General features: G+C 42.7%; 14 protein-coding genes. 7 read left to right on the top strand and 7 right to left on the bottom strand.

What is annotated here, in order from left to right:
- The first annotated feature begins 142 nt into the window (after positions 1 to 142).
- A complete protein-coding gene (locus tag HWQ36_RS29025; protein WP_292709294.1) occupies positions 143 to 406 on the top strand; it encodes a hypothetical protein in 264 nt (87 codons plus the stop codon).
- A gap of 79 nt (positions 407 to 485) precedes the next feature.
- Here the strand turns inward: HWQ36_RS29025 and ggt are convergent, their stop codons facing one another.
- Entirely contained in the window at positions 486 to 2,297 is a 1,812-nt protein-coding gene (gene ggt / locus HWQ36_RS29020; protein WP_292709292.1) for a gamma-glutamyltransferase, read from the bottom strand.
- A 101-nt stretch (positions 2,298 to 2,398) separates the two neighbouring features.
- On the opposite strand from ggt, the gene HWQ36_RS29015 reads away from it, so the two are divergent.
- Both HWQ36_RS29015 and HWQ36_RS29010 read left to right on the top strand, forming a co-directional pair.
- Entirely contained in the window at positions 2,399 to 3,130 is a 732-nt protein-coding gene (locus HWQ36_RS29015) for a phytochelatin synthase family protein (RefSeq protein ID WP_292709290.1), read from the top strand.
- A gap of 112 nt (positions 3,131 to 3,242) precedes the next feature.
- On the top strand, positions 3,243 to 3,872 hold the full coding sequence (locus tag HWQ36_RS29010; protein ID WP_292709288.1) for a Uma2 family endonuclease: 630 nt from the start codon (positions 3,243 to 3,245) through the stop codon (positions 3,870 to 3,872).
- A 446-nt stretch (positions 3,873 to 4,318) separates the two neighbouring features.
- Here the strand turns inward: HWQ36_RS29010 and HWQ36_RS29005 are convergent, their stop codons facing one another.
- The 5 genes from HWQ36_RS29005 to HWQ36_RS28985 all read right to left on the bottom strand — a co-directional run bounded on the left by HWQ36_RS29005 (position 4,319) and on the right by HWQ36_RS28985 (position 7,632).
- A complete protein-coding gene (locus HWQ36_RS29005) occupies positions 4,319 to 5,221 on the bottom strand; it encodes a glycine betaine ABC transporter substrate-binding protein (RefSeq protein ID WP_292709286.1) in 903 nt (300 codons plus the stop codon).
- On the bottom strand, positions 5,221 to 5,853 hold the full coding sequence (locus HWQ36_RS29000; protein ID WP_163927431.1) for an ABC transporter permease: 633 nt from the start codon (positions 5,851 to 5,853) through the stop codon (positions 5,221 to 5,223). Before HWQ36_RS29000 ends, HWQ36_RS29005 begins: the two co-directional genes overlap by 1 nt.
- Complete coding sequence (locus HWQ36_RS28995) at positions 5,850 to 6,608, bottom strand: ATP-binding cassette domain-containing protein (protein ID WP_292709284.1); 759 nt, start codon at positions 6,606 to 6,608, stop codon at positions 5,850 to 5,852. The genes HWQ36_RS29000 and HWQ36_RS28995 overlap by 4 nt, the downstream gene beginning before the upstream one ends.
- Before the next feature lie 242 nt (positions 6,609 to 6,850).
- Complete coding sequence (locus HWQ36_RS28990; RefSeq protein ID WP_292709282.1) at positions 6,851 to 7,246, bottom strand: hypothetical protein; 396 nt, start codon at positions 7,244 to 7,246, stop codon at positions 6,851 to 6,853.
- 143 nt (positions 7,247 to 7,389) lie between these two features.
- Positions 7,390 to 7,632 (bottom strand): hypothetical protein, encoded by a 243-nt coding sequence (locus tag HWQ36_RS28985; RefSeq protein WP_292709280.1) that lies wholly within the window; start codon positions 7,630 to 7,632, stop codon positions 7,390 to 7,392.
- Positions 7,633 to 7,831: 199 nt separating this feature from the next.
- Between HWQ36_RS28985 and HWQ36_RS28980 the strand changes: the two genes are divergently transcribed.
- The 4 genes from HWQ36_RS28980 (at position 7,832) to HWQ36_RS28965 (ending at position 9,148) form a co-directional block, all read left to right on the top strand.
- Positions 7,832 to 8,077 (top strand): hypothetical protein, encoded by a 246-nt coding sequence (locus HWQ36_RS28980; RefSeq protein WP_292709278.1) that lies wholly within the window; start codon positions 7,832 to 7,834, stop codon positions 8,075 to 8,077.
- A 126-nt stretch (positions 8,078 to 8,203) separates the two neighbouring features.
- Positions 8,204 to 8,497 (top strand): DUF433 domain-containing protein, encoded by a 294-nt coding sequence (locus HWQ36_RS28975; RefSeq protein ID WP_292709276.1) that lies wholly within the window; start codon positions 8,204 to 8,206, stop codon positions 8,495 to 8,497.
- Complete coding sequence (locus HWQ36_RS28970; protein ID WP_292709274.1) at positions 8,494 to 8,862, top strand: DUF5615 family PIN-like protein; 369 nt, start codon at positions 8,494 to 8,496, stop codon at positions 8,860 to 8,862. The genes HWQ36_RS28975 and HWQ36_RS28970 overlap by 4 nt, the downstream gene beginning before the upstream one ends.
- Before the next feature lie 85 nt (positions 8,863 to 8,947).
- Positions 8,948 to 9,148: an AbrB/MazE/SpoVT family DNA-binding domain-containing protein gene (locus HWQ36_RS28965; RefSeq protein WP_292709407.1), complete on the top strand. Its 201-nt coding sequence runs from the start codon at positions 8,948 to 8,950 to the stop codon at positions 9,146 to 9,148.
- Positions 9,149 to 9,174: 26 nt separating this feature from the next.
- On the opposite strand, the gene HWQ36_RS28960 is transcribed toward HWQ36_RS28965, so the two are convergent.
- Positions 9,175 to 12,831 (bottom strand): NB-ARC domain-containing protein, encoded by a 3,657-nt coding sequence (locus HWQ36_RS28960; protein ID WP_292709272.1) that lies wholly within the window; start codon positions 12,829 to 12,831, stop codon positions 9,175 to 9,177.
- Positions 12,832 to 12,923 lie beyond the last annotated feature (92 nt).

Genomic DNA, 12,923 nt, shown 5'->3' with positions numbered 1-12,923 from the left:
TGAGAAAAATCTCACCCTAATAGATAAGGTGAGGCAAATCTGTTTATCTGCGTGTCCAAAAATAGCTCACAAGGGTGAGAAGTAACTTGACAAAAGTCTGATATTATGCGTTAGTTGTTAGCTAAAAGCAAAGGAGTTTGCAATGCATCGACAAATGTGCTGGTTATCTAAGTCTGGTGGCGACGGAGAGAAAATTTTGTATTTGCAGACAGAACCCAATCAGCCTTGGCGGCCCTACACGGCTTTTGGACATTTGACAGTCCCAGATTATCAAATACCAGGTGGTTCTAAAGGTTGGGCAACTTATCAAAAACTTCTCAAAGCAGGTTGGACACTAGTACCTAGCGCACGCGCAAATGAGTTTGGCAGCAGTAGCTACGCAGAGTCAACAATCCAAAATCAATAGTCATTTGTTATTTGTCATTGGTCATTTGTCATTGGTTATTTGTCATTGGTCATTCGCGTCTTTCCAGTCCCTGACTTGCTCACAAACCTCTGGGGGAACCTTCACCGCGAGGATCTGCCGCGCCTTCTAGAGTTCCATCAGATGTAACCGCGATCGCGTTACCATTACCCCAAGGAGTAGTTTCCTTAATTTTATGCCCCCGACGGCGTAAGTCTTGTATAGTCAGAGCATCCAAACTCCAAGGTTCTACGCGCAACTCATCTGGAAGCCATTGATGATGTATGCGTGGAACAGAAACAGCTGCGCCAACATCCATGTTGTATTCCAGCACATTCAGGATAACTTGCAAAACCTGGGTGATGATGGTGCTACCACCAGGCGCACCTGCTGCCATCCGAAAATGACCATTTTCTGTGACAATTGTGGGAGTCATGCTGGATACAGGAGTTTTGCGGGGTGCAATGTTGTTGGCATCGTTACCAACTAAACCAAAGGCGTTAGGCACTCCTGGCGCAGCAGCAAAATCATCCATCTCATTGTTGAGGACAATTCCAGTTCCCGGTGTCACCACACCAGCACCAAAAATTAGGTTAACTGTGAAAGTCAGACTTACAGCGTTGCGTTCTTCATCCACAACAGTAAGATGACTGGTTTGGGGAGATTCATACCGCATCGCGTGCAGTTTAAGAGACTGATGAGATAACGGAATGGTATTTTCTCCTAAACTCCGATTATTAGCTTGACTAAAACGTTGTAGTGTCTTTCTATCTACTGGCTTGACCTTGGTCGAGGGTCTAGCCACTTCCATATTAATTTCTTGACGGCGTTGTTTGGCGTAAGCTGGACTGAGTAGTTCTTGCACAGGAACTTTGACAAAATCAGGATCGCCTAAATATTCTGAGCGATCGCTGTAAGCAATCTTCATTGCCTCTACCATTAAGTGGATAGCATCGGGATGATGCCATCCTAAAGATTTCAAATCAGTGTCACCGATAATATTTAAAATCTGCAATAGGTGAACACCTCCCGATGATGGGGGTGGCATTGAGCAAACTTTAGCTTTGCGGAAATTCCCACAAATAGGAGTCCGCCAGATTGGTTTGTAGGCTTTCAGGTCTTCTAGAGTAACTAAACCACCATTTTTTACCATATCAGAAGCGATCGCTCCAGCTATACTTCCGGTGTAAAAACTTTGGGGATTTTGAGCAATTGCGCCTAAAGTGCGTGCTAAATCACGCTGCACCAGCTTGTCCCCTGGTTTATAAAATTCACCGTTGCGAGTGAAAATTTCCCGTGCGGCTGGATTGTTGAGAACCGCTTGCTTACGAGAATCGTTTGCTTGCAGAGAATGCCAAGTTACCATATCGCTAACCATAAAGCCGTCTTTAGCGAGTGCGATCGCAGGCTTCATCACCTCTTGCCAAGAGAGTTTACCATAGCGACGATGCACTTCATAAAGTCCCGCCACCGTTCCTGGTGTCGCCACTGCCAAATAACCATTAATACTTGCATTCGGGCGCACCTTTCCTTTTGCATCCAGATACATATTTCTTGTAGCTTTCAGGGGTGCGCGTTCGCGGAAATCTAGCGCTTTCATGTCGCCAGTTTTCTCAGAGTGCATCAGCAAAAATCCGCCGCCGCCGATTCCTGCTGAAAAAGGCTCAACTACAGAGATTGCAAAAGTTGTGGCTACGGCTGCATCTACTGCATTACCACCTTTGCGTAACATCAAAATTCCCGCCTCACTCGCTAAGGGATGCGCTGAAACCACCATTCCCTTTTTGCTGCGTAGGGGTAAAGTTAAGGCGGCTGATGCAACTTGGCTGTAAACAACCAGGGTGAAAGAAAAGATTGCAAGCGTAACCTGCTTGGATTTAGCAACAGTAAGCATTTTTATGTCATTTCTCCTAAAATTTTATAGTTGTTTAGCAATCTTGGTGTGAGATTATTAATATGATGTGATTTGAAAATTTTACAGTACTTATAAATGTTATGTTACTAAAAATCAGTAAAACATTTGTCAAAGCTTTAACTATTGGCTTATGTATCTCTACTGGAAGCGTTCTCTCTCAAACATTACCACTTTCCTCTAACTTAGTAGGTTTTAGTACACCTGAAGGTGAAAAATTATTATTTGAAAGTAAAGCAAAAGAAGACTTTTTCCCACTGAGTATGCAATTCACTACTCAAAATAATCAGGCATATTGTGGTGTTGCTAGTATGGTTATGGTACTGAATGGTCTACAAATTCCAGCACCAGAAGCATCCCAATACAAACCATATCGAGTATTTACTCAAGAAAACTTTTTTAGCAACGATAATACAAAAAAAGTGCTAACTGCTGAAGCTGTATCTCGTCAAGGTATGACTTTAGACCAGTTAGGGCAATTACTAGCCAGCTATGGCGTTAAAGTAAATGTTTACCATGCTGCCGACACTAGCTTAGAGCAGTTCCGCAAACAAGCGGCAGAAAATTTAAAACAACCGCAAAATTTCATTTTAGTAAACTATCTACGCAAAGAAATAGGTCAAGAGAAAGGAGGACATATTTCCCCTGTAGCAGCATATAATGAGCAAACAGATAGATTTTTAATTATGGATGTTTCTCGTTATAAATATCCACCAGTTTGGGTAAAAACAGCAGATTTATGGAAAGCAATGCTCACTAATGATCCCTCATCAAATAAGAGCCGTGGCTTTGTATTTGTAAGTAAAAGCCTTTGATATAATCTGTTCATTGAATTCATTAATCCTCTAATCGCACATCCTCCATGTAATGCGATGTCTTGCGACAAGCCGCTTTGCGTCTACGGCAATATCTACAATGTGAGTTAATATGGATACCGTAATTACACCACAAAGAATCGAGTTACCACCTGGCGCAGTGTTAAAGCTTTTGGGAGACTGGCAAGACTATCAAGTATTGAGTCAGCAACTAGGCGATCGCTCCTCACCTCGTATTAAATATCGACCTGGAGAAATTTTACTGATGGCACCGCTACCAGAACATGGAAGAGATGCGAGTTTGTTGGCATTGATAGTAATAGCTCTACTTGACCATTTAAACCGCATATACGAGTCATTTACGCCCATCACCATGAGCTTGCCAGAGATTAGTGGTATTGAACCAGACTTTTGCTTTTACATTGAGAATTGTAGAGCAGTAGTAGGCAAAAAAAGAATTAATTGGGAGTCAGATCCACCACCAGATTTAGCAATTGAAATAGATGTGACAAGCTACACTGACATTAATGATTTCTTGCCTTATCGAGTGCCAGAAGTCTGGATATTAAAGAGTAATCGGCTATTAATTTATAGATTACGGGAAGAAAGTTATGTGCTTACAGAAAGCAGCTACTTTCCTAACGTCAGAGAAATTGTACAGCAATGTCTCCAAATGGCCAACGAGCAAACAACAAGTGAAGTCATGAGGTGGTTAAAAAACTTTTTACATGGACAACAGTAGGGTGTGTTACGGCTTCCATAAGAGGATGTTTGAAAAGTCCTCTTATCGGTAGCAAAACGTTTTAGATCCCCCTAAATCCACGCCACTTGCTTCATTTGGGGAGACCCCTGTTCCCGCAGTGGCTCCCCTAAAAAAGGGGGATTTTGATTCCGGTTCCCCCTTTTTTAAGGGGGGTTAGGGGAGATCAATAAGTGCAAAGATACAGCCAACCACTTTTCAAACATCCTCTAAGGGACTTCCAAATAAAAAAACATCCAAAATTTGCTTGTGGGATGGGTGTCCGCACTACGTGCCGCTACGCTAACACCCGTCCCATATTCAGGGCGGTCAGGATGCCCACCCCACAAGATGGAATAATTTATTTCTTGGAAGTCCCTAATACACCCGACTGTTTTCTGGGCGTTAAGCTAACCCTTAATTACGAATTACGAATTACGAATTACGAATTATTTTAATCCCTTCAATTTGCGAAACTCCTGGACAACATCTTTAATATCACGTAATTCCCCCTCAACTAAATAGTTTAATTGCCGCATTTCATCTGCCGAAATCTTTCCGGTAAGTGAAGCGATCGCAGTTTTTAATTCGGGATATTTTTTTAATATTTCTTGCCGAACAATTGGCACAGTTTCGTAAGGCGGAAAATAATGTTTATCATCTTTTAAGACAACTAAACCCAACCGAGAAATCTGCCCATCAGTGGAATTTCCCGCCACCATATCTACTTGTTTTTGAATCAAAGCACGATATATTAAACCCAAGTCCATGATTTGAGGAGGTTTGGCAAAGCGTAAAGCGTAAGTTTTAGCTAATCCAGGAAAACCATCTTCTCGTTCTAAAAACTCGTAACCAAAACCACCGCGCCACTGCGGTGTATATTGAGTAGCTTGAGAGAGAGTTTGAATATTGTAGCGTTTGGCATCATTACCCCGGACAATCATCGCAAAAGTGTTTTCAAAACCCAAGCTTGGCATCACTTCCAAATTGAATTGCTGGGAGTATGCTTGTTTTAACCTTTCATAAACTTCTTTAGGGTCATTAACTGCTTTTTGCTTTAAAATTCCCGTAAAAGCTGTACCTGTATACTCAATATAAGCATCAATTTTGCCAGTAGTAATCGCGCTATGACAAACAAAAGAACCACCTAAGCGGGGGCGACGGGAAACTTTTAAATTAGTTGTTGCTTCTATTTGCTGTGCTAAAAGTTCACCTAAAATATCTTGCTCGGTAAAATCTTTGGAAGCAACAATAATATTGCCATCACTGCTACTATTTACATTTGGTGTGCAGCTAGTAATTACTAATAACAAAGTAAAAGTTAAAAAGCACGATGCTAAAAATCTTTTCATTAATTTTTAATTTTTAATTTATTCTCCAACCAGCCAATTGCAAAGTCAGCCAATAGTGCAATTACCGCCGCCGGAACTGCACCAGCTAAAATTAACTGATCGTTCACTACTGATATGCCGCGAAAAATAAAGACTCCCAAGCCACCAGCACCAATCGCTGCGGCAATGGTTGCAATGCCAATAGCAATTACCGTTGCTACTCGCACACCTGCTAAAATTACTCCCATTGCTAAGGGAATCTCAACTTGCAATAACAATTGTCTATCTGTCATTCCCATACCTCTCCCAGCCTCTCGAATCGCTGGATCTACACCAGTAATACCAGTGTAAGTGTTCCGAATTATCGGCAGCAAGGAATATACAGTCAGAGCAACAATTGCTGGTACAGCCCCAATTCCGCCAATTATCGGAACAGGAATGAGTAAACCAAATAGTGCCAAACTAGGAATAGTTTGGAGAATATTTGCTATGCCGAGAATTGGTTGGCGAAGATAAGTTTTACGTGTAATTAAAATACCTAATGGAATGCCTATAAGTATGGCAATTCCAATAGCGATGCCTACTAAAAACAAGTGTTCAAGAGTATGCTGAAGAATTTCTGGGGCATACTTAACAAGGAAGAAATTTTTCATAAATTGTCTTGGAAGGAACGCAGACATTTAAGAAAGGCTAGGCTTTCTGGGTGTTGCGATCGCATAAATTCATCTGTTGTCCCCAATACTACCAATTCTCCGCCATACATTAAACCAATTCTTGATGCCAAAACCAAGGCTTCTTGAATATCGTGGGTGACAAACACAACTGTTTTACCTAACTCTTGCTGCAAACGCCGAAACTCTTGTTGCAGTTCTAAGCGCGTAATTGGATCGAGTGCGCCAAAGGGTTCATCCATCAACAACACAGGCGGATCTGCTGCTAAAGCCCTAGCTACACCGACTCTTTGCCTTTGTCCTCCTGAAAGTTCGTGCGGGTAACGCCCAGCAAATTGTGCTGGTTCTAAACCCACTAATTGCAATAACTCATAAACCCGCATTTTAATTTGTTTAGATTGCCAACCTTCCAAAGCCGGGACTAAACCCACATTGCGTTCAACTGTAAAATGGGGAAATAAACCAATTTCTTGAATAACGTAACCAATTTTTTGCCGCAGTTTAATTTCATCCCATTGAGTTGTGGGAATATCATCAAATAAAACTTCGCCTTGTGTAGGTGTAAATAGGCGATTAATTAACTTCATTGTGGTGGTTTTGCCGCTACCACTGCGCCCAAGTAATACCAGTGCTTCTCCTTGACGGATGGTGAAATTGAGATTTGACACCAAGGGGCGATGATTGCGGCTAAAGGTGACATCGCGAAATTCGACAGCAGTTTGGTTATTTTGCGGCATTAGTAGCTTTTGGTGGACGCTAGCTCGTTATTGACTATATGTATTATGTGCTGATTTTGCTACCGTGCTAACGTCCAATTTATCAGACAAGTTGCTCAAGAAACTTGTTAGGGATTGTGAACAAATAAATTATTTAATCTTGTGGGGTGGGCATCTTGCCCGCCTTTGGCTATGGGCGGGCAAGATGCCCGCCCCACAAGAAGTAGTTGAGTATTTTTTTACTTGGAAGTTTTTAAGCCCTTCTATGCAGTTTTAGCATTCTCATCTGATGCTTGTTCTGCAACATTTTTCAAGCGGCTTGATCTGATTTTGCGGATGCGATCGCTATAGCGAACACCACCTGCCATCTCATATTCGCGGCTGTCTTTGCCGTATTTGATTGCAAGTACCATCAGCATCTTCTCAGAAAGCTGACTCAAGTTTTTTTCCATCTCTTCAATTTCAGTTTTAGAAGAGTCAACTACAGACAGAGCAGTATTATAAACATCAATTTTGTTGCGTAACTGGTCGATTGACTCAACTAATTTTTCTAGACTATAATCTTCATCAAATTTGACGCTTGGAACAATTGATTTTAGTCCAGCCGATCTTAACTGAGCTTTTTCTAGAATGCGGGATGTGCGTTTTTTTCGAGACATAAAATTACTCCTTTAAGATGCTACTAGAGCTAGCTTGCCTCAATTAAACTACGTTCCGGTTCAGTAAAACTCGCAATTTTTTTTACTAAAATTTTTGATTGATAACAGTAATTTTTCGTAACTTAATTACTAGAGGTTGGTATTTATAAAGATAATTGTCTCAGCTTTATCAAAACTTTAAGGGAGACTGCTCCCGTAAGTTGCGAACCTGCTTCCGTAAGTTGCGAACCTGCTTCCGTAAGTTGCGAACCTGCTCCCATAAGTTGCGAACCTGCTCCCATAAGTTGCGAACCTGCTCCCGTAAGTTGCGAAGCTGCTCCCATAAGTTGCGAAACTGCTCCTATAAGTTGCGAAACTGCTCCCATAAGTTGCGAAACTGCTCCCATAAGTTGCGAAACTGCTCCTATAAGAGACTAAAGAAAAATTGAGGCTTTAAACCCACGGAGGTGGGTTTTGTCTGTGTAGCCGCGACTTCTAGTCGCCCAGCAAGTAATAAATTTAGACCTAGGGCTTGACAAAAATATAACTGTTAAAATCAGCATAATGGTGTCAAAGTGCTAAAAAAACACACTCAAAAGCAGAAAAATGCCAGCCATTGTTAAATTACAACTTTCCTTAGAAACTTTAGCAGAAGCAATATCTTCTCTTGATTTAACAGAAAAACGTCAACTTCAAGAGCTAATTGAGCAACAAATTTTTGAAGACGAAGAAGCATTGTACGAAGACGATGCAGAAACACTGACAGAAATTCAAGCAGTTCGCGCTGAGTATAGCGATGGTGAGTCAGTGACTATAGATGAATATCTTGCTAACCGCTCAGAGCAGAGATAATGAGTTATGCGATCGTTATTTCAAAGTCGCGCAACATCCAGGCTTTGCCTGTGTAGCCAAGCAAGTGCAAAGTAATGAATCTTATAGAGAATAATATTTAGTGTGAGACATTTAGGAGAACAAGTTTTGACAACTATTACTGATATTGGTACACTGATTAACCATCATTCGGAAATACACGGCGGTTGTCCAATTATTGCTGGTACAGGCGTGACAGTCAGGCGCATAGCCATCTGGTACAAACAAGGTTATAGTGCAGAAGAGATTGCAGATCAAATTAGTCATTTGACCTTAGCGCAGGTTTATGCAGCTTTAGCTTATTATCATGCTAACCGCGACCAAATTGATGCTGACATTGCAGCAGAAGAGGCAGAGGGAGACAGATTAGAGAAACTGCATAAAATTCAAAAACTTTCATGAGCCGAATTCGCTTGTATATGGATGAGGATTCTACGGCACGTTCTCTAGTTCTGGCTCTACAAAACCGTGGTGTAGATGTGTTTACAAGTCTAAATTTGAATAGGCTGGGATATACCGATGAAGAACAGCTAACGTGGGCAACTGAGCAAGGTTTTGTTTTATATAGTTCTAATATCAGAGATTTCTATCGTTTGCACGCTGATTTTTTAAGCAAAGAACAATCTCATGCAGGAATGATTTTGGTACAGCAGCAACGTTACTCAGTGGGAGAACTAATGCGCGGTATTTTGAGATTAATTGCAGCTAAGTCAGCAGAAGAAATGCAGAATCAGGTAGAATTTTTGAGTAATTGGATTGATGAATAGTATCCAATACGCTTGGGTTAGAGCTAAAGACTGGGAAAGGCTACAGTTTAACGATGAGCAACTGCAACAGAAGAAAAGTAATATCATGAACCCTGTCAAACTCAGCACTGATGGCATTCACCAAGTTGTTATTTTGCCCGAAGATTTTCAACTCACTGGCACAGAAGTTTATATTAAAAAAATCGGTAATGCTATTGTTCTCATTGCCAAAGATAATCCCTGGCGATCGCTCATTGAGAGTCTAAACAATTTCTTTGATGATTTTATGACTAATGTAAATAGGTGATGTGTAACGAACTGATAACTGTTAAATCACCGCCACCATCTTGCCACATCTTGAATAGCATGAGCAATTTCTGCCGTTGCTGCTTGACCACCTAATGCAAAGATAACTGGAAACAATGCCTTGATATCTTGTAGCAAGTTAGGGCGAGTGCGAAGAGAGAGTTGATGAAGTGTATCTTGCCAAAGAGGGAAAAGTTCGGCAGCTGGCATTTGTGACAAACCAGAAGCTAAAGCACTCAAGGCATTAGCGTGAGGCTCCTGATTTTGAATCTCCCTAGCTGCTATTAGGGCTTGTGGCAACAACTCTGGTGGTAGTTTTTCAGCTAAGGCACTCAAAGCATTAGCCCGATAATTTTCATCTTGAATTTCCCTGGCAGCAGCAAGGGCTTGTGGCAACAACACTGGTGGCAGTTTCTTAGCTAAGGCACTCAAGGCATTGGTGCGATTCTTCTCATTCTGAATCTCCCTGGCAGCAGCAAGGGCTTCTGGGAATAACTCTGGTGGCAGTTTTTCAGCTAAGGCACTCAAGGCATCGGCGCGATCGCTCTCATTTTCAATCTCCTTAGCAGCAGCAAGGGCTTCTGTCAACAACTCTGGTGGCAGTTTTTTAGCTAAGGCACTTAAAGCATTGGCACGAGAATAGTCATTCTGAATCTTCCTGACAGCAGCAAGGGCTTCTGGCAAAACTTCTGGCCGTTTTTTAGCTAAGGCACTCAAAGTATTGGCGCGATATTCCTCATACTGAATCTCCCTAGCAGCAGCAAGGGCTTGTGGCAACAACTCTCGTGGTAGTTTCTCTGCTAAGGCACTCAAGGCATTAGCGCGATACCGCTCATCTTGAATTTTTCTTGCAGCAGCAAGGGCTTCTGGCAACAACTCTGGTGGTAGTTTCTTAGCTAAGGCACTCAAAGCATTGGCGCGATACTCTTCATACTGAATTTCTCTGGCAGCAGTGAGGGCTTCTGGCAAAACTTCTGGCAGTTTCTCTACTAGGGAACTCAAAGCATCGGCACGATATCTCTCATTTTGAATTTCCCTGACAGCAGCGAGAGCTTCTGGTAACAAATCTGGTGGCAGTTTCTCGGCTAAGGCACTCAAAGCATTAGCACGAAAATACTCATCCTGAATTGACCTGACAGCAGCAAGGGCTTCTGGTAACAACTCTGGTGGCAGTTTCTCTGCTAAAGCTTTTAAGGCATCAGTGCGAGAATACTCATGCAGAATTTCTCTGGCAGCAGCAAGGGCTTGTGGCAATACTTGTGGCAGTTTCTCTGCTAAAGCTCTCAAGGTATAGGCGCGATACTCCTGATTCTGAATCTCCATAGTAGCAGCGAGGGCTTGTGGCAATAAGTGTGGTGGCAGTTTCTCCGCTAAAGCACTCAAAGCATTGGTGCGACCACTCTCATCCTCAATTTCTCTGGTAACAGCAAGGGCTTCTGGCAACAACTCTGGTGGCAATTTTTTAGCTAAGAGACTCAAAGCATTGGCACGAAAATACTCATTCTGAATCTCCCTGACAGTAGCGAGAGCCTCTGGGAACAACACTGGTGGCAGTTTCTCAGCTAAGAGACTCAAAGCATTGGCACGAGAATACTCCTGAATCTCCCTAGCAGCAGCGAGGGCTTCTGGCCAAACTTCTGGCAGTTTCTCAGCTAAAGCTCTAAAAGCCTTGGCGCGATACTCCTCATTCTGAATTTCCCTAACAGCAGCGAGGGCTTTTGACAACAACTCTGGTGGGAGTTTTTCAGCTAAGGCACTCAAAACATTGGTGCGATACTCTTCATTCTGAATTTCGCTGGCAGCAGCGAGGGCTTCTGGCAAAAGTTCTGGCAGTTTTTCAGCTAAGGCACTCAAAGCATTGGCGCGATAATTCTCATCCTGAATTTTCTTGGTGGTGGCAGCAAGAGCTTCTGGCAATAACTCTGGTGGCAGTTTCTCAGCTAAAGCTCTAAAGGCATTGGTGCGATATTCCTCATTCTGAATTGACCTGACAGCAGCGAGGGCTTCTGGCAATAACTCTGGTGGCAGTTTTTTAGCTAAGAGACTTAAAGCATTGGCGCGAGGATACTCAGACTGAATTGACCTGGCAGCAGCGAGGGCTTCTGGCAAAAGTTCTGGCAGTTTCTCAGCTAAGGCACTCAAGGCATTGGCGCGAGGATACTCATCCTGAATTTCTCTGGCAGCAGTTAGCGCTTTTTGCAGCGCTAAGTCTTGAAGATTTGGTGGCAAATAGTTGACTAACTCTGTAACCGATCTCGCTTTCTGTTCTAGATTGGGGTTTTGTAGAGCGTAAGCTAGTCCTTGCTCAGGAGTCCACACCTTGTTTTTGACTAGTGCAACCAGCAGTTCTACTAGTACATTACCTGCCAAACTATTAAGGGAAGCCGTAATCAAAGCATAGCGACATTGCAAACCTACCATTTGCGGCAAAGTTGCTTCACTCCCATTCGCTTCTGCTAATTCCCAAGCACGAAAAATATCTGTGATGTAACCCGCAGTTTGTGCCAACTTTTCACGCACTTCATACCAGCCATTGTTCCCAGTTGCAGACTCCTCCCGCAATAACTGGTGAATTTCTTCTATCTGTCCAGCCTTCTCTAAATGCCAAACTAAATTTTGATGAATATAACCATCATTGGGTAGTGTATGCCAAAGGTTTTTTTGAGTCTTTTGCCGATATTGCTGTAAAAAGTTGACTTGAGCAGTAGCAAAACTCAAACCTAGCCCTGGCAAATCACCCCTCCGTTTCGGTGTTATAGAAGCAGTTAACAAATTACGTGCCAAGTCATGCAATAGATCGTGTAACCTATAGGTCAGTGTTCCATCGGCTAGAGGAATACTAGGTAATAGTAGTGCTTTACTCCCCAGGTATCGCAATCTATCAAAAGCATCACGCTCATCCATATCCCAAAGCGTTGCCGTCATCATCTGAGTAATGTTTACATCCTCTGGTAAGACTCCCAACCAGGTGAAATCTAGTCGGTTTTCTTCTGGCAATCGCTGTATACTCAGATTTAATGATGCAGTTAAGCTAAAACGTTTTAAGCTTGCCTCGTCAATAAAGTCTCTAGCTTCAGGGTCGTCAAATGTTTTTAAGCGTGCAACCTCTTGCTGAAGATCCTGCAACAGAACTGCCCAGCGAGTCCCATCCTTGACTTGAGCAGCTGCCAGTTCTAATGCTAGGGGAAGATAACCAACTGCTTTAGTTAAAGCTTCAGCCTCCTGACGCTCCAAATCTATCAAATTACGTCCTAGCAATTTGGTCAAGAGTTCCATCGCCTGTTCTGGCTTCATCACATCTAAACTATAAATGCTGGCTCCAAGTACTTTAGCGATCGCACTCTCACGGGTTGTAACCAGTATCTTACAGCGAGATCCGCCTACCTTAAAAGGTTGAACATCTACTGTATTCCAGGCATCGTCTACTATCAGCAGCATTGCCTTATCTTGAAGCAAATCTCCAAGATGCTTAGATGTTACCTCTACATTGATGGCACGGTGATTGTAGTCGCCCAAAGCCTGCACCCAACCACCCAGCAGTTCGAGAACTTTGGGTTGCTGACCTAAAGTTACCCAAAGAATGCCATCACAGAAGTGTTTTTTCACCTCTGGGTCATGTGCAAGTCCTGCTACCAAAGTAGATTTACCTACAGAACCCATGCCATGAATGGCAATAACTACCAAAGTGCCACAGGGTTAGCGCGTCTCAAACCCTATTGACAGAGGGATTATGGCAGAGGGTCTGAGTTTGGGAGAGCCGCAGCCAAAACAGAAAC

Source organism: Nostoc sp. NMS2 (assembly GCF_017115105.1).
Classification (GTDB): Bacteria; Cyanobacteriota; Cyanobacteriia; order Cyanobacteriales; family Nostocaceae; genus Nostoc.
Note: the sequence above shows the minus strand (reverse complement) of the source record. Positions and strands in the feature narration are given on the sequence as shown.

What these genes read in the sequence shown, in the direction of transcription:
- HWQ36_RS28965 (WP_292709407.1), top strand. Translation starts at nt 8,948, where the DNA reads ATGAACCCTGTCAAACTCAGCACTGATGGCATTCACCAAGTTGTTATT.
- HWQ36_RS29025 (WP_292709294.1), top strand. Translation starts at nt 143, where the DNA reads ATGCATCGACAAATGTGCTGGTTATCTAAGTCTGGTGGCGACGGAGAG.
- HWQ36_RS28990 (WP_292709282.1), bottom strand. Translation starts at nt 7,246, where the DNA reads ATGTCTCGAAAAAAACGCACATCCCGCATTCTAGAAAAAGCTCAGTTA.
- HWQ36_RS28985 (WP_292709280.1), bottom strand. Translation starts at nt 7,632, where the DNA reads ATGGGAGCAGTTTCGCAACTTATGGGAGCAGTTTCGCAACTTATAGGA.
- HWQ36_RS29015 (WP_292709290.1), top strand. Translation starts at nt 2,399, where the DNA reads ATGTTACTAAAAATCAGTAAAACATTTGTCAAAGCTTTAACTATTGGC.
- ggt (WP_292709292.1), bottom strand. Translation starts at nt 2,297, where the DNA reads ATGCTTACTGTTGCTAAATCCAAGCAGGTTACGCTTGCAATCTTTTCT.
- HWQ36_RS28980 (WP_292709278.1), top strand. Translation starts at nt 7,832, where the DNA reads ATGCCAGCCATTGTTAAATTACAACTTTCCTTAGAAACTTTAGCAGAA.
- HWQ36_RS29005 (WP_292709286.1), bottom strand. Translation starts at nt 5,221, where the DNA reads ATGAAAAGATTTTTAGCATCGTGCTTTTTAACTTTTACTTTGTTATTA.
- HWQ36_RS29000 (WP_163927431.1), bottom strand. Translation starts at nt 5,853, where the DNA reads ATGAAAAATTTCTTCCTTGTTAAGTATGCCCCAGAAATTCTTCAGCAT.
- HWQ36_RS29010 (WP_292709288.1), top strand. Translation starts at nt 3,243, where the DNA reads ATGGATACCGTAATTACACCACAAAGAATCGAGTTACCACCTGGCGCA.
- HWQ36_RS28995 (WP_292709284.1), bottom strand. Translation starts at nt 6,608, where the DNA reads ATGCCGCAAAATAACCAAACTGCTGTCGAATTTCGCGATGTCACCTTT.
- HWQ36_RS28970 (WP_292709274.1), top strand. Translation starts at nt 8,494, where the DNA reads ATGAGCCGAATTCGCTTGTATATGGATGAGGATTCTACGGCACGTTCT.